General features: G+C 60.3%; 18 protein-coding genes. 4 read left to right on the top strand and 14 right to left on the bottom strand.

The window, feature by feature from the left end; translation table 11 throughout:
* The 14 genes from BOP96_RS27935 to tssB form a co-directional block, all read right to left on the bottom strand.
* Window positions 1-330, bottom strand: a 330-nt coding sequence (locus BOP96_RS27935) for a DUF6708 domain-containing protein (protein ID WP_373420036.1), incomplete at its 3' end; no start/stop codon positions are given.
* Window positions 331-750: 420 nt separating this feature from the next.
* Entirely contained in the window at window positions 751-4,077 is a 3,327-nt protein-coding gene (locus tag BOP96_RS27930) for a T6SS effector BTH_I2691 family protein (RefSeq protein WP_073454646.1), read from the bottom strand.
* Window positions 4,074-5,009 (bottom strand): hypothetical protein, encoded by a 936-nt coding sequence (locus tag BOP96_RS27925; protein ID WP_073454645.1) that lies wholly within the window; start codon window positions 5,007-5,009, stop codon window positions 4,074-4,076. Before BOP96_RS27925 ends, BOP96_RS27930 begins: the two co-directional genes overlap by 4 nt.
* Window positions 5,006-7,036 (bottom strand): type VI secretion system Vgr family protein, encoded by a 2,031-nt coding sequence (locus BOP96_RS27920; RefSeq protein ID WP_073454644.1) that lies wholly within the window; start codon window positions 7,034-7,036, stop codon window positions 5,006-5,008. Before BOP96_RS27920 ends, BOP96_RS27925 begins: the two co-directional genes overlap by 4 nt.
* Window positions 7,037-7,062: 26 nt before the next feature.
* Window positions 7,063-7,320, bottom strand: coding sequence for a PAAR domain-containing protein (locus tag BOP96_RS27915; RefSeq protein WP_047710546.1), 258 nt, complete (start codon window positions 7,318-7,320; stop codon window positions 7,063-7,065).
* Between the two features lie 76 nt (window positions 7,321-7,396).
* The gene (locus tag BOP96_RS27910; RefSeq protein ID WP_054895736.1) at window positions 7,397-7,918 is read right to left on the bottom strand and encodes an Hcp family type VI secretion system effector; all 522 of its coding nucleotides are present in this window, start codon (window positions 7,916-7,918) and stop codon (window positions 7,397-7,399) included.
* 101 nt (window positions 7,919-8,019) lie between these two features.
* Window positions 8,020-8,826, bottom strand: a complete 807-nt coding sequence (gene icmH / locus BOP96_RS27905) for a type IVB secretion system protein IcmH/DotU (RefSeq protein WP_073454643.1) — start codon at window positions 8,824-8,826, stop codon at window positions 8,020-8,022.
* Window positions 8,819-10,165 carry a type VI secretion system baseplate subunit TssK gene (tssK, locus tag BOP96_RS27900; protein ID WP_054895734.1) on the bottom strand — a complete coding sequence of 449 codons (1,347 nt, stop codon included), beginning with the start codon at window positions 10,163-10,165 and terminating at the stop codon, window positions 8,819-8,821. Before tssK ends, icmH begins: the two co-directional genes overlap by 8 nt.
* A 37-nt stretch (window positions 10,166-10,202) precedes the next feature.
* On the bottom strand, window positions 10,203-11,552 hold the full coding sequence (gene tssJ, locus BOP96_RS29310; protein WP_083609865.1) for a type VI secretion system lipoprotein TssJ: 1,350 nt from the start codon (window positions 11,550-11,552) through the stop codon (window positions 10,203-10,205).
* Window positions 11,549-12,571, bottom strand: coding sequence for a type VI secretion system baseplate subunit TssG (tssG, locus tag BOP96_RS27890; protein ID WP_073454642.1), 1,023 nt, complete (start codon window positions 12,569-12,571; stop codon window positions 11,549-11,551). The genes tssJ and tssG overlap by 4 nt, the downstream gene beginning before the upstream one ends.
* The gene (tssF, locus tag BOP96_RS27885) at window positions 12,535-14,301 is read right to left on the bottom strand and encodes a type VI secretion system baseplate subunit TssF (protein WP_073454641.1); all 1,767 of its coding nucleotides are present in this window, start codon (window positions 14,299-14,301) and stop codon (window positions 12,535-12,537) included. Before tssF ends, tssG begins: the two co-directional genes overlap by 37 nt.
* A gap of 7 nt (window positions 14,302-14,308) precedes the next feature.
* Complete coding sequence (gene tssE, locus BOP96_RS27880; protein ID WP_054895730.1) at window positions 14,309-14,725, bottom strand: type VI secretion system baseplate subunit TssE; 417 nt, start codon at window positions 14,723-14,725, stop codon at window positions 14,309-14,311.
* Entirely contained in the window at window positions 14,726-16,204 is a 1,479-nt protein-coding gene (gene tssC, locus BOP96_RS27875; RefSeq protein WP_073454640.1) for a type VI secretion system contractile sheath large subunit, read from the bottom strand. It lies immediately after the preceding gene.
* A gap of 30 nt (window positions 16,205-16,234) precedes the next feature.
* The gene (tssB, locus tag BOP96_RS27870; protein WP_054895728.1) at window positions 16,235-16,738 is read right to left on the bottom strand and encodes a type VI secretion system contractile sheath small subunit; all 504 of its coding nucleotides are present in this window, start codon (window positions 16,736-16,738) and stop codon (window positions 16,235-16,237) included.
* Window positions 16,739-17,067: 329 nt separating this feature from the next.
* On the opposite strand from tssB, the gene vasI reads away from it, so the two are divergent.
* The 4 genes from vasI to BOP96_RS27850 are packed head-to-tail and all read left to right on the top strand — an operon-like array spanning window position 17,068 to window position 23,462.
* A complete protein-coding gene (gene vasI, locus BOP96_RS27865; RefSeq protein WP_238346873.1) occupies window positions 17,068-17,739 on the top strand; it encodes a type VI secretion system-associated protein VasI in 672 nt (223 codons plus the stop codon).
* Complete coding sequence (gene tssA / locus BOP96_RS27860) at window positions 17,727-19,145, top strand: type VI secretion system protein TssA (protein ID WP_073454638.1); 1,419 nt, start codon at window positions 17,727-17,729, stop codon at window positions 19,143-19,145. The genes vasI and tssA overlap by 13 nt, the downstream gene beginning before the upstream one ends.
* A 4-nt stretch (window positions 19,146-19,149) precedes the next feature.
* On the top strand, window positions 19,150-21,669 hold the full coding sequence (locus tag BOP96_RS27855; protein ID WP_073454637.1) for a type VI secretion system Vgr family protein: 2,520 nt from the start codon (window positions 19,150-19,152) through the stop codon (window positions 21,667-21,669).
* On the top strand, window positions 21,666-23,462 hold the full coding sequence (locus BOP96_RS27850) for an esterase/lipase family protein (protein ID WP_073454636.1): 1,797 nt from the start codon (window positions 21,666-21,668) through the stop codon (window positions 23,460-23,462). Before BOP96_RS27855 ends, BOP96_RS27850 begins: the two co-directional genes overlap by 4 nt.
* Window positions 23,463-23,703 lie beyond the last annotated feature (241 nt).

Below are 23,703 nucleotides of genomic sequence, written 5' to 3'. Positions count from 1 at the left end.
ATCAATTACCTGGTGGGTGCCTGGTTTCACCACGGCGAGGGTGACGGTTTCGATGAGGCCGCCACTGCCCATGGGGCCGTACACGCTGCAAGCTTCGGCACGCAGGTTATCCCAGTCATAGACTTCGGCCCGAACCCCCCAGGCGGTACGGCTGAAGGGTCTGAGGCCGTCGTGGTGGAAGCGGTAGACATAGACTTTGCGTCGGAAGCGGTTGAAGCGGATGGGTTCGTCGCGGGGGGCTTCGACGTCCATGCGCCAGAAGAATACGCCTACCCATAGAGGGACGATAAACGCGATGAAGCCAAAGAAGTTAAATACAAAAGAAGGCACAGCTCCAGTTGTTATAAAAAGGGTAATCCAAGTGAAGGGAGGAATGAGAGAGAACAAAAAAAGAGTCATCGCCCCCCAAGCAGCAACACCCCTAATTCGGAAGGTCCCACTTGCCAACTCAAGATATATATCGTCAACATGATTGGGCGGATTCGATAGTACGGGAGGATATGGTTCATTGGAGGGCGACTCGTTTGGTCCCGGCAGATCGTGCTTCCAGCCAGGAGCAGGTTTGTCGAGTAAAGGTGTTGTGAATAGCATTGGAGTAGTTCCAGTTGGGGTTGAGAGCTGTTTTTTTTACCTTCGCTTCAAGCGGGCAGCAGACAACCAATAAGCAGGCACACTGTGGCTGATCGCCAGCGATGGTCGCCATGGGAAAAGTAGGCAAATGCCCATGCCAAATTCACCCAAGGCTGTGGTTTACAAGCTATCCATCAAGATGAGCTCGGCGTAGGCGTCGTAAATGTCGCGATCGGGCCAGTAGGTTACCGACAAGGTCGCCGCTTCAATGTTGTGCCGACGGCGGTCGGGCAACAGCACAACCGCGCCTTTGATGTCGTTGACCTGCGAGGTACGGGCATCGGCCAACGAGACGGTGCGAACTTCCTGCGTGGGCAGGGTGCTGTCGGCCCGGTAGTCAGGCTTGTTCGGACGTTTGGGCACAGCCAGCGCCGCTCGGCGTTCGCTGGCGGCGGTTGCCAGGGTGGGGGGATTCAACTCGCCTTCGGCCAGCACTTCGCCGCCGGTGTACTCGTTGGCCGAGCCATCGCCGTGACGATGAACCGTCAGTGACCAGCGATAGGCCGACCGGGTGGCGTCGAAGAACGGCAGAACCAGGCGATATTCGAGGTGCTGTTCATGGACCTGCGCGCCCACGCTGCCCATTGGCCCCCCCCAGCCGTGTGAGCTGCTATCGACGATTCGCAAGCGAAAATTGACTCCAGCTTCAACACCTATGGTCGCCGCATTGAGTTCGGCGATAGCGATGTTGGCGTGTTCTGGTTTGTTCCAATGAACAGGTGGAACTTCGTTGTGCATTCCAAAGAAACAACGGCGAGCCCAGCGGTCTAGGGGTGTAGACTCTTCCCTTTCGGCCCATTTGTACAAGCCATATCCTGCTAGCCCGAGAAGTATGGCTATCCCGAGTGGGCCTAACAGCGCTGTACTTCCTGAGACTGCAGCCACAGTGCCTATTACCCCAGCAGCACCTGAAACTCCGGTAGAAAGCGCATACAAACCTGCCGCCGAGGTATCACCCGCTTTGGAGGTACGATTAGCAGCAAACCCCGCTCGCGTCGCGTCGTACAATCCCGCCACAGCACCAATACTCCCCCCGGCCCGTACGAATACGTTGCCCATCCGTGCAGTCGCTGTTGCGTTAGTCATCGCCCGGGTAGACAAGCTGCTGACCTGTTGCACCCGTTTCGCCCCCTTTTCCAGTGCAATGCCTACAATTTCCACCCCTCCACCCAACACCCCCAAACTACTGCCATACACCGCCAACCTGGCCTCAACGGCCTTTTCGCCCATGGCTTTCTCCGCTTCCTTGAGACTTTTGTTCAGCGAGTCGCTAAGCAGGTACATCCCGCCCATCGCCATCAATAACTCGCTACTGCCGACCGCGCCACGCAGCCCGGTAAAGCCGGTGCGAACCCATCCAGCCGCCAGGTATGAGGACACCTTGACCCCCTGCAGCACCTTGCGCGCCTGCGGGTCCAGGGTGCCAACCCCGACTGCGATTTCGACTAGCGCAGCGTGGGCACCTTTGCCCAGCTGATCCACGCCGAGGTTGGCCTGGCGCATCAGGCTGTCCTGCAGCTCGGTGACCTGGCCTTCCACCCAGACGCTGAGGGTCACGCTGAGGTTGGCTATTTTGGGGTCCAGCACCGCCAGGCTGAGCAGGCCGCCCTGAATCAACGGGCGCACCTGTTTGCGCACCTTGCGGGCCTCTTCGTCGGTTTTGCCCAACTCGTCCTTGAGGCCTTCCCAAGTGCGGTCGATGGCATCCGCGGCCTTGCGTTGCAGGTTGCGCAGGTGCTCGCATTGCAGGGCGTAGTATTCACCGAGCTTCATCTTCACCTTGAGTTCGGTCAGATGAATACCGTTGTAGAGCAGTTGGCTGGCACTATTGAGACGCGAAACCGCCCGCCCCACGCCAGGGCCGAGTGACGGTTGCAAGCGGGCGGCAGCGGCATTGAGGGCGCCGAGAAGCTGCGCCATGGCATGCTGTAGACGGGGGCGGACATGCTGCTTGAAGTCGTCGTTGGCGATGAGCTTGGTGATGGCGGAGTAGAGCTTTTCGCTGTCGTTCCAGTCGCCATCACCTGTTGCATTGAAACTGGGCAACAGATCGGCCAGCAAGCCTTTGTCACGCAAGAGAAGGGCGCGGTAGATCGGGCTCTGTGGGTCGTTCAGCCATTCACTCCACAGGGAGGCGGTATGGCCGTTATCTTGAGTCGCGGGCGCTTCACTGATACCACCTTCAAGGCACAGCGCCATGGTCTGGCTGTAGGCCCGTCCTGATGGGCGGTCATTACCGTCGTAGTCATTTTGCTCGACACACACGAACAGGCTGGAGCGGCACGCTGCCGCGTAGGCGTGTGCGCTTTGGTCGATATAACGCTGATAGTTGGCCCACTCCTGCTCATACAGTTGGTGAAACAGGGCGCGGCTCTGTTCATCGTAGCGCTCTTCCAGTTTCTGGTTGTGGGCGAGTGTGCGTTTCTGGACGATCCGCTCGCGTTGCTGCTCAGGGCTGGAAAATACCGGAGGGCCATCGCCGGTCATGGGCTCGACAGACGCCGCTAGGGGCGTCTGGCCTTCTGCCTGTTCGCGATGAACTTCGCGAATGGCGAGCAATAACTGAGAGGTCTGGTAGCGATAAGCCCGGTCCGGGTCGTTCATCCAGGCCTGGCGCTGCTGCACCCAGCGGTTGCGCGTGTCGTTGAGTTCCTGCACCAGGCCAATGATGTCATCCAGTACAAACGCGAGGACGCCTTGTTGGAGCTTGTGCTGTGGGATGGCGCTGCGCAGGAAGCCCTTCAGCGCGCCCAGGCGATGGGCGCGGCTATGGAAACCGTGCACGCTGTCGAATCTTGGCGCTGCCTCTTGCGGGGGATGCTCATAAAAACGCCAGTCGGGTTCGGTAGGGATGGGCAATGGGCTTGTCGGGTGGTGCTGGTATTCGTAAACCTGCTTGTCCACCTGCAGGTTTTCATCGGTCATGGCCAGGCCAACGCTGGCGGGGTTGTCGCGTGCGCTGGCGAGGTCGAGTGTCTGGAACCGCTCTGAAGCCTGACCGGCCTTGTAGGCGTCCAGCACGCTGGCGGGCCACGGGTCATTGGCAAAGGCCAGCCACGCTTGGGTATGTTTGTCCGTGTCGATGTTGAGGAACGAGGCCGGGCAGTCGTGGTTGGCCGCGACGCACGCATCGGACAGCGGGGTCTCGTTGGCGGGCGGCGGTGCGTAGGGGTTGAATTGACGTAGATAACCGTCCGGGCTGATCTGGTAAGCCTGCCAGATTTTGCGATCGAGCAAGACATACAGGTAGCCGGCGCGCAAGGTGCGCAAGCCCAGGCGCGTATCGATATGCACGGTATCCGGACGCACTGGCTCATTCGGTGAGCGCGGCACCAGTGCGTGACGCAATGGCAGGATGGGCAACCCTTTACGTTGGCAGGCTTTGCATTGATCGTTTGAAACGGCGGTTTCGGCTATAACGATCCCCAGTTGTGTGCCCAAGGTCATTGAGGTGCTCCGGCATAGGTCAGGTCCGACACTGCCCTTTGCAAGGCGATGTCGTTGTAGGGGACCAGCAGTTGGCTGAGCGGCGCTTGCCCCTGAACCGCTTGTTCAATCACGGCGCGAACGCCGGCGTGTTGGTGCAACTGCGGATGCAGCATCAGGCGATGCAAGGCGAGTGTCAGGATGTCGTCCTGGCGGCTAAGCCCAAGCTCACGGGCTTGCTGGATATGGATATAGGCTTTTGCCGCCGCTTGGGGCGGCAGCGCAGTAGGGCCGCTCCAGCGAGCCGGGGCATACGCCAGCGGCAAGTTGAGCGCGCGACGCCAACAGTTCAGCAAGGCTGCAACCATGGGCGCGTCCTGCTGTACCGCCGTCGTGTAGGGGCCCGGAACGCTACTACGTTCGGGCCCGCCCACCAATACGCTGCCGGCACCGCTGCTGGTGGGCATGAACCAGCGTCGAATGGGCCACCAGGGCCCCTCATTGTTGCCAAAAGTGCCAGCCAACAACTCCAGCCGAACGGGCTCATGGATCGGGAAAAATATTCGCCCTTGCTCCAAGGGCAACCACCCGAGCGAAACGATGTGGGCACTTAGCGCCTGGGATGGGGCGCTGCTACTGAGCCAGCCGCACACGTAACGCTTGTGACGATCCACCTCCTCATGAGCGCGTAAGGCAGATAGCGCCAATAGCACCTGCGACGGTGAGCTTCCAGGTGTTGCGAGGGTCACCAGCATTGGGCAGGCCGACGGCGTATGGATCAGATCGGGCCGATGCACAGGCGTGACGGCATCGTCGCCGAGCGTTTGGCGCAATACCTCTATGCGTAATGGATCGTCTGCGGCGCAGTCGGCCAAGGGGTCGAGTAATAAATACAGGGTGGCATCGGGCGCATGCTGTTCGGCCACGAACGCCTGGACGCTGGCCGGTCTCATCGGTTTTTCTCCACACAGGCCTGACCTGTTTCGGGCTGCAGCTGCAGCTTCAGGGCCTGGCCGTTGCCTGGGTTTGTGGCGTTGACCGGGCCACGCAGGGTTATCGCTATGCCATTGAGGTGAATGCCTTGCGCGTCGAGCGTGAGGCTACCTCCCGGGCTTTGGAAGACCACACGCTCACTGGCTTGCAGTTGGTAAACCGTGGTGGTGTGGTGTATGCCTTGGCCGGCAGTTAGACGATGTTGCCCCCAGATCTTTTGCTGGCAGTGACCGCCCACTTCGCTGTGATGGTTGGCCGTTGTGGTGTCGTAGCGGTTATTGCCGACCCGCTCACTGCGATCCCGACCGACAGTTGTCTCATGGTCACGTCCCGACGAGAGCGTGTGGTCCCGGCCGATCACGTGGAACTGGTCGTTCCCGATAGTGATCTGCTCGTCATTGCCTACTTCTTCTTTGCGGTTATTACCTACAAACGTTGTGTTGTCATGTTTGACATGAACGTTCTTGTCCTTTTCGGCATGGATGAACACCTCCTGATGGCCCAACTCATCCTCAAATCGCAGCTCATTGAAGCCTACACCCTTATGGGTTTGGCTCTTGATGGTCATCCGCGTCTTGTGCTTGGGCAACTGGTACGGCGGCAGATTGGTCTCGCGGTAGGTACGGCCCGTGGCGATGGGCTGGTCAGGATCGCCATCCAAATAGCTGATCACCAGCTCTTGACCCACACGTGGAATGGCCATGGCGCCCCAGGTCGCACCGGCCCAACCCTGTGCCACACGAATCCAGCACGAACTCTGGTCGTTGTTTTTGTCAGCGCGATCCCACGGGAACTGCACTTTCACCCGGCCCCATTCATCGCAATAAATCTCTTCCCCTGGCGGCCCAACCACCGTGGCAATCTGCGGGCCGTCGATGCAGGGTTTGGCACGCAGCGGCGCCTTCCAATCCGAGGTCCAGCGGATGGCGGTGGCGGTCATTTCATAAGACGTGCCGTGGTTGCTGCCGAACGCCTCTTCCTCCAGGCTGGTGTGCTGTTTGCCTTCGTGGGTGATGGCGATGGTGCGCCAACGGTCGTTGAAGTCTTCGCGGGGATGTTCGTTGAGGTCGAACGCCAGCCCCGGTTGCAGGCGCGCGTCGTCACCGGCCAGGTGCGCCAGTTTGGCGTCATTGCGCAGGGCGGTGAGCCGAGTTTTGGTGAAGGGTTTGCCGGCGATGTCGCGTTTGTAGCGGCCGGGGTAGTCGTAGCGCTCGTAGTCCTTGTGCTGGTTTTTCAGGTCCTGGTCGCCGGTGGCGGTGTGCTGTTGGTCGTAGCGCGGGTGGGTGAAGGTGTAGTCGCGTTGTACCTGGCGTGCGGTGCGTACTTGTTCGGTGTAGTGAAAACGGGTCAAGGCCGGTTCTGTGGCATCGCCGCCGGCCATGGGTTGGTAGATCACGGGGCAATGTTTGTGCGTGCCGATGGTACCCAGGCCGCCGACGCGGTCGGTGAGGACGAGGGTGTGGCCGTCGTCGCGGTGTTCGAAGGTGTAGAGCAGGCCTTCTTCGGCAGCGAGGCGGGCGATGAAATCGAGGTCGGTTTCGCCGGCCTGTACGCAGTATTCGCGGGGTTGGTGATCGAAGCAGATTTCGCGGCGGATGTCGGTCAGTCGGTGCTCGGCAAGCACGTTGGTGATGATGTCGGGCACGGTCTGGCCCTGGAAGATGCGCCAGTTGGAGCGCAGGTCGAAACGCGTCAGGGTGGGTTCGATCACGGCGGTGTAGCGGGTGCGACGAAAGCCGGTGTCGCCCTGGGTGAACAGGCTGACCAGGCCGTGTACGTAGCGCACCGGCATTTCGCCGCGCCAGATCGTGAACAGCCCCGCCAGGTCGAGCACGTTATTGAAGTCGATGGCGGCGTTGTGGCTGGCCAGTTGCAGTTCCAGTTTGAACGGCTGGGACAGGCCTTCTTCAAGCGAGAAGGACACCACGTCGAAGGCATCGCCTTTCAAGGGAGCGAAGGTAAAACGCAAGTCGCATTGGCGGGGCATGGGGCCTCCATTTCAATGTGTAAGTGTCAGTCGATCAACCAGCTGCTATCACCGTTTTCCAGTTTTCCATCGTGGTCGGTGGTGTCGCCAACCCGGGCCACGGCTTTTCCTTCGACGGTCATAGAGCGTGAGCCGCTGGTGATCACGGCGCCGCATCCGAGGGTGTCGCCGACACGGGCGACGGCTTTGCCATTGACGGTCATGTTGCGGGCACCGCTGTCGACGGTGGTGGGGCCACACAAAGGGCAATCATGGTCGTGTCCGACCAGTACGACGGCAGGCATAGAGCCTCCTTATAGGTTTCAAGTCAGTGAAGGCTCCGCCGCTGCACAAGCCGCAGCGGCGGAGCCGGGTACGCGCTTAGCCCGCTGCTGCCGGCTTGCGCCAGTCGTCCGAGGCTTCGGTACCGGCTACCACATGACTCCAACTGACTTTGCGGTAGGACAGGCTGGTTTTGATCAACTGGGTGTAGTTCTGGTTGTCGCTGTCCTGGGCGTGAGGCAGCACGGTATGGATATCAACGACGGTGGCCTCTTCCAGCTTGGTGGTGAAAAAGTGCTCCTGCTTGCCATCGAGGTTGGTGCGGAACCACTTGACCTCGACGGTCGGCAGCATTTCGCCGGTGGCCAGGGCTTGATAGAGCAGTGGCGAGGCTTTGTTAAGCGAGCTGGTGAAGGTCAGCGGTTTATGCACGCGCTGTCCGGTGGGTTGGCCGCTTTGCGGGTCGGTTGGGGCACCGATTTGATGGTCGATTTCCTGGGCGAGGATTTCGTCTTCGTGACCTTCCACAAAGACGTTGCCCACCGATTCAGCGGTGAACGCGCCTTTGGTGATATGCCCCTGGTTTTTGCCGTGGATGCTGATGTACGCGGGTGTTGGCATGACAAGCTCCTTGTCGCGATGATTGAGCGACCACGCGGTCGCGGTTTATGGCCGGCGGCCATGGCTTTGCAGGCGCTCGACATGAGCGCGCTGAAATTCGATTACAGGTGCAGCACCCGCTCCAGCGACACCAGCACCTGCTGGGTGATGGTGTTCAGGCGGATCGAATAGATCGTGTAGGCGACGGTCAGCACGACGGCGGCCATGGCCCACGGCGTCCACAATGGCCAGGCGCGTTTGATTCGGTAGTTGCGCGGCGCGACGTTGGTCAGCGGGTCGGTAAGGCGCTTGGGTGTTTCGCCGCGAAGAGGGCGTAGTAATCCGTGCAGCTGGTCGATGATTTTCTGGATCTCGTCATCGCCCTTGGCGTGGGCGCCGTATTTGCCTTTGAGGCCGGAAATCAGGCACTGGTACATGAACTCCAGCACATGCTGGTACCTGGCCGCTTCGGGGATCATGTTGTTCATGATGGTGAAGAACTTTTCGCCGCCTCGGGTCTCGCCGTGGAACTGGCTGAGCAGCGAGCGGGCGCTCCAGGTGGAGAGCCTGCCCCAGGTGGTGCGCATGACCACCTCGTCCACCAACAGGCACAGGCTGTAGGAGTAGGCCTTGAGCATGCCGGCGTCGTAGTCGAGCTGACGGACTTCTTCCATGATCGCGGTGATCTGGTTGCTGACGCTTTGGTACAACGCAGGCACGTCATGGTGGTGGTCCAGACGGCGCAGGCGGATGACCAGACCAATCAGCGGCGTGGCGGCATCGCAAAGTGGGTTCCAGGCTACGCCGCGTATGTCGAACTCTGGATCCGCCAAGTAGGTGCGGTTGCTGACAGTGATCGATTTGCCGCTAACGTCGATGGCGCCGGAGACTTCCTCGTGACGCCATGAATCTAATGTTTCCTTATTCATCTCTCTCACTCCTGATCGCCCAGAACTGCAATTCCAGCTCCGGGAATTCACCGGCAATATGGAAACCGAACCCGCTGCCACTGCTCAGGCTTTGCCAGGCGGGGTGATGGCGGTCGAGTTCGAAGTAGCTGAAACCTGCATGGAATGGCAGGTGCCGCGGCGCCACTGGCAGCGGCCGCAGTGGAATGCCCGGCAGTTGCAGGCTGACCAGTTGCTCCAGGCCTTCGGTGGAGCTGATCTTGATCTGTCGAGGCAGTTGCTGACGCAGGGTCTCCGCCGGCAGTTCGGCGCGCACGGCAAGGATGAATTCGGCGTTGTCCAGCAGACGCTTGTCGTTCAATGCGGCGTTGCGCACACCGTACTTCTGATCGACGATCGGCAACGACACCGCGCGCGGTTGCAGCACTGTGCCCAAGGCGCGGCGCAGGGTGTGCTCCAGGACTTGGAAGGATTCGCGCAGGTTGTCGTGCTGGTAGGCCGGGTATTCCTGGGGCAGGTGGCCCTCATCGGTGAAGGTCACCAGCTCGCCGCAGGCTTGCGCCAATGCGATGTACAGCCGCTCCGGGTGAACCTGGCGTTGGCGGGCCAGGTGCTGGAACAGTGGGAACAAGCGGTTGAGGGTTTGCAGCAGGTTAAAGTCGGTGACATCGGCCACCCCCGACTGCCCCGGTGAGCCGATACGCTGGGCCAGGTTCTTGGCGCGCTCGCGCATCAACCCGGCGATTTCGCCCAGGTAGCGATGCAGTGCTGGCACGGCTTGCAAGGATAGGCTGGTGGGGTAGAAATGTTCGTCCATCACCAGGCTGCCGTCGGGGCGCTTGTCTTTGATTCTGCCCAGGGCGATGCCGGTGAAGGCGCTGCGGTCGCTGCGTTCGAGCATCAGTTGCAGGTTGGGCACGGCCAGGTCCATGCCGACCTGATCGCCGTCATCGCTGTGGGTATCGCGGATTTCCTCGCGGCGGGCGATGTAGCGGCTGTTGCCATACTGGTCGGGCCAGCGCACTTCGAGGGCGCCGTTGGACCGCAGTGGCAGCGCCAGGTAAACGATCTGGTTGACCGCGCTGCTGTCGGCGATTTCCAGCGGGGAGGGTGGCGCCAGGTCGTGGGGAATATCGAAGACACTGCCGTCGGGCATGATCCCGCGTGCCAGGGTAATGGCGACTTTCCCGAAGCTCAGGTATTCGGTGTTCAGCGTCAGTTCGCTGAAGCCGTAGAGGGCGTCGTTGAGGCTGTGCAGGCGCTGATGCACGGCGGCTTCGGCGGCGCGGGCCTGTTGCTGGAAGTGCTGGGGTTTGACGAACAAACCTTCATGCCAGATGACGGGGTTGCGTGAACTCATCAGTAATTACTCGGTGCAAAGGCGGCTGAAAGGGGCGTCATCGGGTTTCTCCCTTGAGGCTGACCTGGGTGGCGTCCAGCTGCACCAGCACTGCGTACTGGCGGCCTTTGGGCTCGACGCGCAGGCGCTGTTTCCACTGGCCGACATCGCTGCTGTGGTAGTTGGCGATCACCGCGATAAAGCGGGTGTCTTCATCCAGGGCGCGCAGGTCGATGAATTTGAATTGGCCGGGCTGGAGCAGGTAGTCGTCGGCCCGAATGTAGGTGCTGCCCAAGGTCTTTTTCAGGTCCTCGGCCAGGGCTTCGGGGCTGGTGTTGACCAGCAGCGAGTCATCGGTGAGTTGCAGCACCTTGAAGGCGATCGGCGTGGCGACATGCTCCAGCGCCGGGCTGCCCCATGGGGTGGTCAGGCTCACGCCCTGGGCGTCGTAAGCGCCGAGCAGCGCATCTTCGATGGGCGACATTTGCTCCGCAGGCGTGGGCTCAACGGTCAGCAACGATTGCGCTGGCACGGTTTCGTAAAGATGGTTGAGCAGGGTTTGTACTTTGTCCGTCAGCGCCTGCGGGCTGGCGGCCTGAACGTTAAGGGTGTAAGGCGAGCGGTTTTCGTCCTCTACCGGTGCGGTGCCAGTGCTGATCAGGCGCGGGTTGACGTTATCGCTGGCGTGCAAGCTGAGGGAGTAGCGGCTGGGCTGATCGTCGGGGCCGCCGACCGGGATAGAAGGGGTCCAGATCACCTGGCCGATCTTGCCGAGCATGGTGCAGCCGCCAAGGGCCAGGCAGGCCAACAACAAGGTGCATAGGCGCAGGTTGCTGAACAGGCTGAAGCTGCGCTTGTGTGCACGCGCGCTAATATCCGCCAGCGATTTGGGCGGCAGCGCTTTATGCATCGCTCGCAGCGGATCGCCTTGCTCGCTTAAATCAACGGGTTGGCAAAGGCGTTCGAACTCCGGGCAAACCACAGGTGCAACTTCGGCCAGTGGAAGGTTCGTTACGTCCTCCAGGTGCCACTCCAGCAGGCCATCCGGGCGACCACTGAATAGCGCTTCGAGCGAGCGTTGCCCTGGCGCATACTCGCCAAACTGCACGGTCACTCGATAGGCGCCCACTTGCAAGAAGTCGCCATCGTTGAGTGCTACCGCACTACCGCAGCCCACCGGCAGATCATGGCCGTTGACGTAGGTGCTGCCACTGCGGTCGATCACACAAAAGCGCCCCTCCACAACGCGGATGTCGCAGTGGTTAGGCCGCACACTGTTCTGACGATCCACCAGACGCCAATCCGCTGCGGCACTTCCAATGCTGCCGCCCTGCGGACCAAAGCGGTGACTGGGCAGATAGCCGTGCAGCAACTGCGCGGGATTACTGATAACCAGGGTCAGCTTCATGCGCGCCCCCGAATCCGCACTACGGCGCGATGGCGTTGTTGCTGGTGCTCGATAAAACTGGTCCAGCCCAGGTGAGTGCCACTGGCGCGTTGCAGGTTGAAGGGCGGTACATCTTCTTCGCGCAGCCCCAGTTCCAGGTCGTAGGCGGTGGCATCGCGCAGCAGAAAATCCATCAACTGGCGCAAGCGCCCGAACTGATCGCCGCTGGGCAAAAACTGCCGAAAGCGTGCCTGGGTCAGGTTGGGAATCACCAGGGTGAACTTGCTGGCGCGGGTCTTGCTGCGATCACCCACCACAAAGTTGCTGCCCAAGGTGCCGTTGGCTTTGCCCAGCGCCAGGCGCTGGCGTTGTGCAAAACTCACCGAGCGGGCCTCGAACTCACGGATATGCACGCCGTGCAGGTCGAAACAATGTTCGACGATGCCGGACACCACCGACGGCGAGCGGCTGCGGTTGGCGATCAAACCGGCAAAGCTCAGCAATCGGCCCCATGGCAGCGGGGTGGTACCGCGCAGGTCGTTGTCATTCAGGCCGACCATCGAGAAAACGTAACGCGAAAAACGATCGGTGGCCTCGGCCTGGAAGCGAACGTAGTAGCGGTACTTGCGCCAGCTGGTGTGCAGCAGCGTCAGCAAACGATGATTGAAAAAGTCCATGAACGCCGGACGAATGCCGCGCTCCTGAGCCTGCTCGTAGGCCAGGCGATCAAGGTAGTAACCGGGCAGTGGCGAATCCGTACCGTGCAGGCCAAAGAAGCTGGTTTGCAAGCGATAGCGCACCTCTTCGTGATCTTCCTCAATGCGTGCGGCCTCCACGACGTCGGATGCCGGAAACCCCAGCCCCGCATGGCTTTGCAGACGTACGCGACGGCGCACCGCATCACTCGGGGGCCGTGCTTCCAGGTCATCGCCATGCAAGGCGTGCAGGTGCTCCAGCAGACGGTGAAACGAATAGTTTCGCGCGTCGGCCAGCAGCAGGTCAGCTAGATCACAGGTTGTCTGCCGGTCAACAGTGGCCATTCGTAGCGCTCGTTGTTAGTGGTATTGATCACTTCCAGGCGATGGAAGGAGTTGATGCTCGCGTACAGGGCGAAGAAGTGCGAAAGCACACTGGCGAACAGGTACAGCTCGCCCTCGCAGAGAAAAGCCTCCTGGTCCAGTTTTAAGCGCGTCTGCACGCCGCGTACCGGCAGGCCTTTCATCAGCCAGTCGATGGGCGTGGTTACCGCATCCTGGATGCCGTTGAGGCGTTTGCGCGTGGCGCGGGCCTGTTGCAGATCGTGCAGTGCGGCAAAGTCATAGGCACGGATGACCGCCTTGAGCGGCTCGGCCGACAGCAATGACAGGTAGTTGAGCGACAGGTTGGAAATCAGCGTCCAGTGCAGGCTGCTGTCCAACACCGGTCGGTAGCTGCGCGTTGGCGCGATCAGATTGGTATAGGTGGCAAACGAGGGGGTGGCCTCGGTAGACCGCGACACATCCCCGACACCGAGCCTCTGCGGCAGGTCGCGGTTGGTACAGGTCAATTCGATCGAAGCTGCTTCGTTTTCGCCGATATACAGGCTTTCATCGCCGCGCACAAAGGCGATGCGATGACGCAAGCCTTCACGCCCGTGGGACTCCTCGATATGCGTGCGGAAATACAGCGCCGTGCGGCCCCGGGCATGTTCGATCTCATGCTGGAACGATTCGAACGGAGTGAAGCGCCGCAATGGATCGCCTTTACGCTCCTTGTCAGCGGCGTCCCAACCGGCCACGTGGTCGACACTGAAAATTTCATACGCATCCTGGCGGTTGCCAGTGGTGCTGATACGGCGTTCCTGGCTGCGCCCATCCAGCATGATGGGCTCGGCATCGTGGCGAAATAGATTGACTGCCGGCGCGCAGAACAGGTGCAGGTCGCTGGTGCGCAGGTGTGTATTGACCGGCATCGGCCGCGAGAACTGAAATTCGAAGCGAATCTGCCCGGTGGTGACGGCCGGCCAGACCTTGGCAAGTCGGGTCAGGCTGAAAAAGTGGAAGCGCTGCGGGAACACAAAATATTCCTGCAGGATGCGGTAGCCATCGAACACATTGCGCGGGTAGGGCAGCAGTGCCTCGTTTGTGGTGAAACCGGGAAAGCCCAGATCGTCGGGGTTCAGGCGATAAGGCGTGTTGTTGATGTACAACGTGATGTTTTTAAGGTAATGGGCCAGCCATAGGTACAGGGTCAGCGCGGTGGCATTGTCGCCGCCCAAGTGAAAGTCCAGCTGGTCGCACTCAAGATTGTCGAGCGGTTGTTGGGTCAATACGTTGAGGTCAATACGCAGGGTCGAGGCTTCGCGGCTGTGGGCATCGCTGACGGCGTGTAACGCCAAGGGGTACAGATTGACGTCGGTGCAGGTGCGAAACTCGCAGGAAATGCCGTCCACTGGGTTGGCAAACAGCCGCGTCCCTTTGGGAATCACCTTGCGCTGACTGATTGCATTCGGCAGCGGTGTAAAACGGATGATGGTCGCACTGGGCAGGGGCCGCAGGTAATTGGGCCAGAGCATCTGCAACAGCGGATGGGTCAGCTCCGGCAAGTCGTCGTCGATCTTCAGCCCCAGCTTGGCGGTGAGGAAGGCAAAGCCCTCCAGCAGCCGCTCCACATCCGGGTCACCGGCCTGATCGCCAAGAAACTGCGCCAGTTGCGGGTTGTCCTCGGCAAATTCGCGGCCGAGTTCGCGCAGGTAGCGCAACTCCTCGGCAAAGCGTTGTTTCAAGTCCATCGCATCCTCATCTCACGCGGGTGTAGCCGTCGCGGCCGTGCATGGCCACTTCGATCTGCACCTGTTCTTCCTTGTGGTTGACCTGCACCTGGCAATCCAGCCGAAAGTTCAGCTCCAGCGGCAGGTCCGGGTCGGGCTGATAGCGCACGCCAGTGACCTTGATGCGCGGTTCAAACGTTTCCACCGAACGCCGGATATCAGCGCTGATGGCCAACACCAGATCACTGCTGGCCTGGGTGACGCCGTTGAAGTCGCGCAGGCCCAGTTCAGGGCTGCTTTGTGAGCAGCCCTGGCGTGAGTTGAGCACCTGCTCCAAGTGACGTTTGATCGCCTCGACACGCTGGTGTGCCTGCTCATCCGCGCAGCCTTGGCGGTAGCGCGGTGCATCGGGTTCCAGGCGTTCGAACAGGCTGGCGCCGCGCATTTATTGGGTGTCCAGCCGACCGACCAGGGAGATTTCGAAGTTGGCGCCCATGTACTTGAAGTGCGGCCGTATCGCCAACGACACCTGGTACCAGCCCGGGTTGCCCTCGACGTCCTGCACTTGGATTTTTGCGGCGCGCAAGGGGCGACGGCTGCGTACATCGGTCGACGGATTCTCCTGATCGGCGATGTACTGCTTGAGCCAGGTGTTCAGCTCGCTTTCCAGGTCCTGGCGTTCCTTCCAACTACCGATCTGCTCGCGTTGCAGCACCTTGATGTAGTGGGCCAGACGATTGACGATGAACAGGTACGGCAACTGGGTGCCGAGCTTGTAATTGGTCTGGGCTTCCTGGCCTTCGCGCGTCTTGGGAAAGTTCTTGGGTTTCTGCACCGAGTTGGCCGAGAAGAACGCTGCGTTGTCGCTGTCTTTGCGCATGGTCAGCGGGATAAAACCGGCTTCGGCCAGCTCGAATTCCTTGCGATCGGAAATCAGTACTTCAGTAGGGATCTTGGCCTGCAACTGGCCGAAGGATTCGTACAGGTGCACCGGCAGGTCATCCACCGCACCACCGGACTGCGGGCCGATGATGTTCGGGCACCAGCGGTAGCGGGCAAAGCTGTCAGTGATGCGTGAGGCCATCAGGAACGCGGTGTTGCCCCACAGGTAGTTATCGTGGTTGCCGTCGACGGTTTCGTTGTAGCCGAAGCTGCGGGCCGAATTGTCTTCAGTGCTATAGGGCGTGCGCAGCAAGAAACGCGGCAAGGTCAGGGCCAAATGGCGAGCATCTTCGGACTGGCGCAAGCCGCGCCATTTGGTGTGGCGGGGGCCGTCGAAAATATCGTTGATCTCCTTGAGGTCGGGCAGGCCCTGGAAGCCTTCGAGGTTGAACAGTTCCGGCCCGGCCGCCGACACAAACGGCGCATGGGACATGGCACCGATGGAGGCTACATAGCTGAGCAACTTGATGTCCGGCGAGCTGGGACCAAAGGTGTAGTTGCCGACAATGGCACCCACCGGCTCACCGCCGAACTGGCCGTAGCCGGCGGTGTAGACGTGCTTGTACAAGCCGCTGCGGGTGATATCGCCGGCGTTGTCGAAGTCGTCCAGCAACTCCTCCTTGGTGACATGCAGCATTTCCAGCTTGATGTTTTCGCGAAAGTCCGTGCGGTCCACCAGCAGTTTCAGCCCACGCCAGGCCGATTCCAGTTGCTGGAGCTGCGGCTGATGCAGGATCACGTCCATTTGCCTGCTCAACGCGCGGTCGATCTCGGCAATCATCTGGTCGACCCGGTGCTTGTTGACCGGCTGCTCGTGATCACCGCTTTGCAGGATCTCGCTGATGAACGCAGCTACGCCTTGGCGGGCGACGGCATAGCCTTCCTGGGACGGGCGAATGGTGGTGTTGGCCAGCAGTTGATCGAGCAAGGACGGCTGTTCATCGGCGACCAGCACTTGGGCGGCACTACTTTCCCTAGGCATAAGGGCTACTCCATATGGACGTAAAAGAACTCAGTTGTTTGGCGCGTCGAGCACCAGGTTCAGTTCGCTGGCCAAGCGTTGGCGGGCGGTTTCATCGGTCAGCAGGTTTTGCAGGTGCTTGCGAAAGGCCGGTACGTTGCCCATGGGTCCCTTGAGCGCAACCAAGGCTTCGCGTAGTTCCAGCAACTTGTTCAGCTCGGGTACTTGGCGAGCAATGGCGTCAGGGCCGAAGTCATTGATGGTTTTGAATTGAAGTTGCACATTCAAGTCGGTGTCGTGATCGTTGTTCAGTACCGACGGGACGGCCATGTCCAAGGCAACTTTTGCTTTGGTAAGGACTTCATTGAAGGTGTCTTTATCTATCCGAATGGAGGGTCTATCTTCAAGAGCGCTTAGTTCGCCGTGGCCTTTGAAATCGCCTGTGACCAGTAACTTCAGCGGTAGCTCGACTTCGGCTTGTTGGTCGCCTGTGGCCGGCACGTACTTGATATTGATGCGTTCTTTAGGCGCGACAGAACTTTGAGACTTCGACATGGGAAAAGTCCTTTTTTGAAGGTGGCGCTATTTAAAGGCCATGTTTCGTAAAAAGTCATGTCGGACGAAGTCGATTCGTTTCGTGGTCTCGAGATGTAAGAAAAATCCTCGTTTAATGTTTATTTTGTTGCGTGGAAAATTCGTACGATAGTTGGTTTGAATGTCCGAAGGGTGTGTCTGGTATTTGAGTTTTTTTGCAGAAAATTGATGTCTGTAACTTGTCTCTTGGTTATTTATATTAAGTTCATGCCAAGTTGCTGCGTTCGAAGGTGAGCGCTCGCCTTGGTTCAATAGTAAAAGTTGAATTTATTAAATCTGGGGAGGCGTTGATGCGCAAAGGATGGCAACGTTGGTGCTGGGTAGGGGGGCTATGTGCGGTGCTGGCTGCCCCGCACATACATGCGCTGCCGATGGCGCAAGATTGCCCTGCGATCGTCTCGCCCTTGAAGCGCCTGGAGTGCTTTGATCTGGCGGCCGGCACGCCCATTCATCAGCCACCTGCGCCGTCACGTGCCCTGGGCCAAGTGTTGCCGATTGTCGATCTGGTCCAACGTAATGAGGCCAAGCGCCCGCCCGAAGACCAGCGCTTTCTGTTGTCGTCATTCCAGGCGCCGGACAACGACCAGCCACCACGGCTGGTAATCTCGGCACCGGCCTTGGGGGCACTGCCGCCAAGACCCTATTTGGCCATCAGTTGCGAGTCGAAAATCTCGCGCCTGCAATTGGTGCTGGATGAACCGGCCAAGCCCAACAAAATACGCATTCAACTGTTCAAGGATGAGCGCCCCGTCTCCGCAGCCTATCAATGGCAAGTGCTGGACGACGCCGGCCTGGTGGTCGATGCCGGGCGCGGGCTGCCGGCGATTTCCCTGTTGCGCAATATGGGCGGTGGCCAGCGCCTGCGGCTGGAGAGCGACTATCCCAGGCTGCACGGTCTGGTATTTGATGCCGAGGGGCTGGGCGAGCTGATCGAACAGGAGCGCCAGGCATGTCGTTGGTGATCGACGTTCCGGTCGACATCGTCGAGCGGCTGCTGGCCCCCATCGACCCCGGGCAACCTGCCGGAGATTTCGATGTAGAGGACGAAACCTACCAGGCCATCGACCAGGAGATGGTCAAGCTGGGCGGCTTGCGCGAGAGCGATATCGACTGGCCCTACATCGATGAAGCCTCCCGCGACTACCTGGCGACCCAGTGCAAGCACTGGCGCATTGTCGGCCATCTGCAAGTGGTCTGGTTACGTACCCGCCACTGGGTGCGCTGGGCCGATGCCCTCGGGCTGATTGCGGGTATGGTCGAACAGTATTGGGACAACGCCTACCCCAAACCCGGCCCCACCGGTTACTTGAACAAGCGCAAGCAGGTGCAGCGGCTGCTGGATGACCTGGGCCAGGTGCTGCCGGCCCTCGAGCGCAGCAGTTTTGAACCGGCTTACCAAGCAGCGGCGCAACGGGCGCTGGCCAGCCTGCAACAGTGCGTCGACAGCGCCAAGCTCGACCCCGCAGCGTTGGATGCCTTGCAACGGCAGTTGGATAAATACAGCGAGTCGGCCTCGGTGAACGCGCCTGCCCGTACGCCCACCGCCAGCGGCGCTCTGGACGCAGCCTTTTTCAGCCCGCCTAAACCGCAAGCGCCCAGTAACGAACGTGAACAACGCCGTGCGGTGTTGAACATGGCCGAGCAGATCAACCAGCAAGACCCTTACGACCCTACCGGCTACCAGTTGCGCCGCTTCGGTCTGTGGTCGCATCTGCGCACCGCGCCTTCAATCGTCCGAGACCGCCGCACCGAACTGACCGCCGTGCCCAAAGACATCGTCGACGGTTATCAGGACGCGCTTAACCACAACGCCATTGAGCCGAACCTGTTACTGCGCATCGAAAAAAGCGTCTGCGCCTCGCCGTATTGGCTGCGCGGCAGTTACCTCGCCGCCCATGTCGCCTCGCGTCTGGCGATGGAAGAGGTGGCCGGCGCCATTCGCCAAACCTGCGAACGTTTTGTCTGCCGTTTACCGGCCTTGCTGGAGTTGTGCTTCAGCGACGGTACGCCGTTCGTGGATGCACAGACCCAGGCTTGGATCACCGGCGCCGACCAGGCACAAACGGCGGGCAGCCCCGTGCAGGAATACGCTGGCCTGCGCGACGAGCTGGCCGCTCAACTCAACACTGAAGGCGTCGAGCGGGTGCTGCTGCGCCTGCAGGAACTGCACGCCGCCCATGAGGCCCCGCGCCAGCGCAGCTACGCCACGGTGATTGCCGCCGACCTGCTGGCAACCCGTGGCCTGTCGTGGCTGGCGGACGACCTGTACGCCAACGTTGCACGGTTGATGCGCGAGACCACCGCGCAGGGGTGGGAGCCGGAGTTATATCAGAAGGTGGCAACCATTATCAGTGAACGTAAGGACTAGTCACGTGCCCCGCCAAAGCGACCTGCGTTTTACCTTCGAGCCCTTGAAAGGCGACGCCTTCGACGTGGTCTCTTTCAAGCTCGATGAAAGCCTGTCAAAGCCGTTCAAGCTCACCCTGGAACTGGCCAGCCACAACGCCGCCATCGACTTCAATAACGTGCTCGACCTGCCGGGGCTGTTCACGATCTGGCGCGGCGAAACCCCGTTACGTTACGTCCATGGGCTGGTCAGTCTTTTCACCCAGGGCGACACCGGCTTTCGTCGCACCCGCTATACAGCCGTAGTCGAACCCACTCTGGCGCGTTTCAACCTGCGTTCCAACTGGCGCATCTTCCAGGGTCAAACCGTATTCGAGATCATCACCAACATACTTAACGAGCAACGACTGACCGACATCCGCAGCGAAGTCTGCTTTGAGCATCAACGACGTGAATACTGCGTACAGGCCGGAGAAACCGACCTCGCCTTCATCAGCCGCCTCGCCGCCGAAGAGGGCCTGCTCTACGCCTTCGAACACCGCGTCGACGGCCACACCCTCGTCCTCACCGACCGTGTTGGTGGCCTGGGCACCATTGGGACCCATACCGATTGCCCAGTGATCTATCAGCCAATGGCGGGCGGTGACGCCACGGAACCGGCGTTAACCCGCTTCCACTACACCGAACAGGTACGCACCGCCGTGCAGGTACAGCGCGATTACACCTTCACCCACCCGCGCTACAGCCAGCAACACACCGCCAGCGGCGATCAGGAGTTGCAAAACCAGCATAAGGACTACGAGCGCTACGACTACCCCGGCCGCTACAAGCGCGACATCGCCGGCAAGCCCTTCACCAAAACGCGCCTCACCGCCCTGCGCAATGACGCCAAACTGGCGCATCTGGCCGGTGACGATGCACGCCTGCAACCGGGACTGGCGTTCGATCTCAACGAGCATCCCCGCGAAGACTTCAACGACCGTTGGCGCACCATCGCTATCACCCACGAAGGCAAACAGCACACCAGCTTGCAGGAAGAGGCGTTCGGCAGCGACCACGGCACTTCTTATGAAATGACCGCCAGCGCCATCCGCTGGACCTCGGATTGGAAAGCCCCGCTGCGCGACAAACCCTGCATCGACGGCCCGCAGATTGCCACGGTGGTTGGGCCGCCAGGGGAAGAGATCTATTGCGACGAATGGGGTCGGGTCAAGGTGCAGTTCCCGTGGGATCGTTCGGACAAAAACAACGACCACAGCTCGTGCTGGATCCGCGTCACGCAAGGCTGGGCTGGCGCGACCTGGGGCGCCATGGCCATTCCACGTGTGGGTCAGGAGCTGGTGATCAGCTATCTGGACGGCGATCCTGACCAGCCTATCGCCACAGGCCGCACCTACCGCGAGACCAATTTGCCGCCCTACGAGCTCCCTAAGCTCAACGCCGTAGCGACAACCAAAAGTCGTGAATTCAAGGGGACCCGCGCCAATGAGCTGCGCATTGACGACACCACGGCGCAAATCAGCGCGGCGTTGATGAGTGATCACGAGCATAGCGCGCTGCATCTGGGTTACCTCACTCATCCTCGCCATTACGGTGGCGGCAAACCCAGGGGGGAGGGGTTTGAGTTACGTACGGATGGGCATGGGGCATTGCGCGCAGCAAAAGGTTTATTGCTGACTGCTGAAGCACAACTGAAGGCCGCTGCGGGCCACCTGGAGCGCCAGCAAGTCATTGAGGTGCTGCAAACCGCCCTGGCGTTGGCCAAGCAGTTAGGCAGTTCGGCTGAGGTTGCCCAAGGCATTGCCCAGGATTGGCAACCGCAACAGGCGCTCACCGAGGCCGTCAACACCCTGGGGCAGGGTGCCAATGACCAGCCCAACGGCACGGGCAATGGCGCGCAGCCCATCATCGCCCTGAGCGGGCCCGCGGGTATTGCTGCCGCCACATCCCGCAGCATTGCCATAGGCGCAGGCGAACACATCGACAGCGTCGCGCAACAGAACCTGCAACTGACCGCCGGTAAAAAAGTGGTGATTAACGCGGGCGACGAGCTAGGCCTGTTCGCCCAGGGCGGTGACATGCGCCATATCGCCCAGAACGGTCAACTGCTGCTGCAGGCCCAGCACAACAGCATCCAGGTGCAAGCAGATCAAAGCGTGGAAATCAGCGCCAGCCAGCAACACGTGCTGGTGGCGGCGGACAAACACATCACCCTGCTGTGCGGTGGGGCCTACATCAAGATGCAGGGCGGCAATATCGAGCTGGGCATGCCCGGCGATTTCATTGTGAAGGCTGCGAACAAACACTTCATTGACCCCAGCCATGCCGCGACGCAACTCAACAGCTGGCCCAGCACCTCGTTCAACGAACGCTTTCAACCCTTTTTCAACGGTCAACCCATGCGCAACCGTGCCTACGCCTTGGTTCGCAAAGACGGCGCACGCTTCGAAGGCCGCACTGATGGCGAAGGCTACGTCACCCTGCAACAGGGCATGACGCTGGAAGGGTTGACATTGGAATGGCTTGAAAACGGAGACCCCATATGACCGATAGCCCGACGACCCCCCGTGTCGCCCCCATGCACTACAACGCGCGGGGCAACCCCGTGCATACCTGGACCCTCACGCCCAGCCATATCACCGATCCGGTGCACTGCATATTGCCGCCGGATGGCGTGCTGCCGGTGATCTTTGTGCCGGGGATTATGGGGTCGAATTTGAAGAGCAAACCGGAGAAAGGAAAGGGAAAGAATAAGGCGGCTCCCGTCTGGCGGTTGGATGCGGGGTTCATGGGTAAGAATATGTGGTTGGCCCTTAACTGGATAAACAAAAAGGCTGGTATACGACAGCAACTGTTGCACCCCGCCAGGGTAGAGGTCGATAACAAAGGAGCAGTGCCGGAGCGCTCTGTCGGCACGGTCATAGTGCCGCCAGAACCGGACAGGAAAAAAACCATCCTGGCTCTGACCAAGCGCTACGAAGAGCGGGGCTGGGGTGAAGTCAGCGAAACCAGCTACCACGCGTTTCTTCTGTGGCTGGAAGACACCCTTAACAGCGAATTCATGCCGCACAAATGGCCGCAATTCGACATTCGGCCTGAGCATCTGCATACCCGCAGTGTCGAGCCCGGCCCGGTTCAAGTCACCGAGTTGAAACCCGAAATGCCCATCGCCATGCCCGGGTTGGGCGCTAACCTGGCGGCGCAGTTGCCGTCGATTATTTCGGACGAGTTGGCGGCGCGTGGTGGCTACCGTATGCCGGTGCATGCCTGTGGTTACAACTGGCTGGACTCCAACGAGGAGGCCGCTTCAAGGCTGGCTGAGCGTATTAATGAACTCATGTACCAGTACGGTCGCAACTGCCAACAGGTGATTCTGGTTACCCACTCCATGGGCGGGCTGGTGGCACGGCGATGCGCGCAGCTACCGGGTATGGCCGACAAAATTGCCGGCGTCGTGCACGGCGTGATGCCCGCCATCGGGGCGCCGGTCGCTTACCGTCGCTGCAAGGTCGGCATGCGCGACGAAGACCCCATTGCCGGCGCGGTCATTGGCCCAACTGGTCAGGAGGTCACCGCTGTATTTGCGCAGGCACCCGGTGCCTTGCAATTGCTGCCCACCCAGGATTACGCCCCGGGCTGGCTGCGGCTGATTGACGAACGTGGAGCCCCGGCTATGCCGCGTCAACCGGTAAAGGATCCTTACGAAGAGATTTATCTACGCCGCGACCGTTGGTGGGGATTGTTGCGTGAAGAGTGGTTGGCACCGAAGGATGGGGATCCGATTACGTGGGAAGATTTTGAGGAAAACATGTCGGAAGCGAAGCGGTTCCATCAGAAAATCGCTGGTTCCTACCACCCTCAAACTTACGTTTACTACGGCAACGACGATAAGCACCCCAGTTTCGAATCCATCACCTGGGAGATGCGTCGTGGGGCTCGCCTCAATGGCCCTTATGCCTCAAGCCCGGACGCCTTCACGGTGTCCAGCTTGCAAATGCATGAGGTGCGCGATGACGGGCGAAGCCCGTTGTACGTAGGCGGGCAAGCCGAAAGCGTAATGCCCCCACGGGGTGACCCCAATGCGCCAGTAAAGACCGTACAGACCAGCTATTGGGAACTGCATTGCCGTATGCAGGACGGCGCTGGCGACGGCACCGTACCGGTGAGCTCCGGCCGCGCGCCGATCAGGCAGGTCCGCCAGGGTTCTGTCCGCCAGCAAGTGCAGGCACCGGGCTTCGATCATGAAGCTTCCTACGCCAACCCGCTCACCCAGCAATTCACCCTCTACTCCCTGATCAAGATCGCGGCGAAAGCCAAGAGGCCTCTATGCGCAGGCTGACCATTTTTTTTACATGCCTGCTGCTTGGATCGGTTGCAGGGTGCAGCACCTTCAGACCACCCAGTGAACAGGAGAAACAAACCGTGCACGAATTGACCAGCAACATGCGCACCTGGGCGCTGGGCCGTGGGCTGATAGATTTGCCCGCCAGCTGGACGGGGGGCGGGGATGTGAAGTTGTATTACGGGCTGGGGGCTGATCATGCATCCGTTGAAGTGCGTGTGCTGGGCGAGGGGGTGTC

Origin of the sequence: Pseudomonas sp. FSL W5-0203 (assembly GCF_001896155.1) — a bacterium.
In the GTDB taxonomy this organism is placed as follows: Bacteria; Pseudomonadota; Gammaproteobacteria; order Pseudomonadales; family Pseudomonadaceae; genus Aquipseudomonas; species Aquipseudomonas paracarnis.
The sequence above is the reverse complement of the archived record's forward strand: the minus strand, read 5'-3'. Positions and strand labels throughout refer to the sequence as shown.

What these genes read in the sequence shown, in the direction of transcription:
- tssE (WP_054895730.1), bottom strand. Translation starts at nt 14,725, where the DNA reads ATGCGCGGCGCCAGCCTGTTCGAACGCCTGGAACCCGATGCACCGCGC.
- tssK (WP_054895734.1), bottom strand. Translation starts at nt 10,165, where the DNA reads ATGAGTTCACGCAACCCCGTCATCTGGCATGAAGGTTTGTTCGTCAAA.
- BOP96_RS27850 (WP_073454636.1), top strand. Translation starts at nt 21,666, where the DNA reads ATGACCGATAGCCCGACGACCCCCCGTGTCGCCCCCATGCACTACAAC.
- tssG (WP_073454642.1), bottom strand. Translation starts at nt 12,571, where the DNA reads ATGGCCACTGTTGACCGGCAGACAACCTGTGATCTAGCTGACCTGCTG.
- tssF (WP_073454641.1), bottom strand. Translation starts at nt 14,301, where the DNA reads ATGGACTTGAAACAACGCTTTGCCGAGGAGTTGCGCTACCTGCGCGAA.
- tssB (WP_054895728.1), bottom strand. Translation starts at nt 16,738, where the DNA reads ATGTCGAAGTCTCAAAGTTCTGTCGCGCCTAAAGAACGCATCAATATC.
- tssA (WP_073454638.1), top strand. Translation starts at nt 17,727, where the DNA reads ATGTCGTTGGTGATCGACGTTCCGGTCGACATCGTCGAGCGGCTGCTG.
- BOP96_RS27930 (WP_073454646.1), bottom strand. Translation starts at nt 4,077, where the DNA reads ATGACCTTGGGCACACAACTGGGGATCGTTATAGCCGAAACCGCCGTT.
- BOP96_RS27910 (WP_054895736.1), bottom strand. Translation starts at nt 7,918, where the DNA reads ATGCCAACACCCGCGTACATCAGCATCCACGGCAAAAACCAGGGGCAT.
- vasI (WP_238346873.1), top strand. Translation starts at nt 17,068, where the DNA reads ATGCGCAAAGGATGGCAACGTTGGTGCTGGGTAGGGGGGCTATGTGCG.
- BOP96_RS27920 (WP_073454644.1), bottom strand. Translation starts at nt 7,036, where the DNA reads ATGCCCCGCCAATGCGACTTGCGTTTTACCTTCGCTCCCTTGAAAGGC.
- BOP96_RS27925 (WP_073454645.1), bottom strand. Translation starts at nt 5,009, where the DNA reads ATGAGACCGGCCAGCGTCCAGGCGTTCGTGGCCGAACAGCATGCGCCC.
- tssJ (WP_083609865.1), bottom strand. Translation starts at nt 11,552, where the DNA reads ATGAAGCTGACCCTGGTTATCAGTAATCCCGCGCAGTTGCTGCACGGC.
- tssC (WP_073454640.1), bottom strand. Translation starts at nt 16,204, where the DNA reads ATGCCTAGGGAAAGTAGTGCCGCCCAAGTGCTGGTCGCCGATGAACAG.
- BOP96_RS27915 (WP_047710546.1), bottom strand. Translation starts at nt 7,320, where the DNA reads ATGCCTGCCGTCGTACTGGTCGGACACGACCATGATTGCCCTTTGTGT.
- icmH (WP_073454643.1), bottom strand. Translation starts at nt 8,826, where the DNA reads ATGAATAAGGAAACATTAGATTCATGGCGTCACGAGGAAGTCTCCGGC.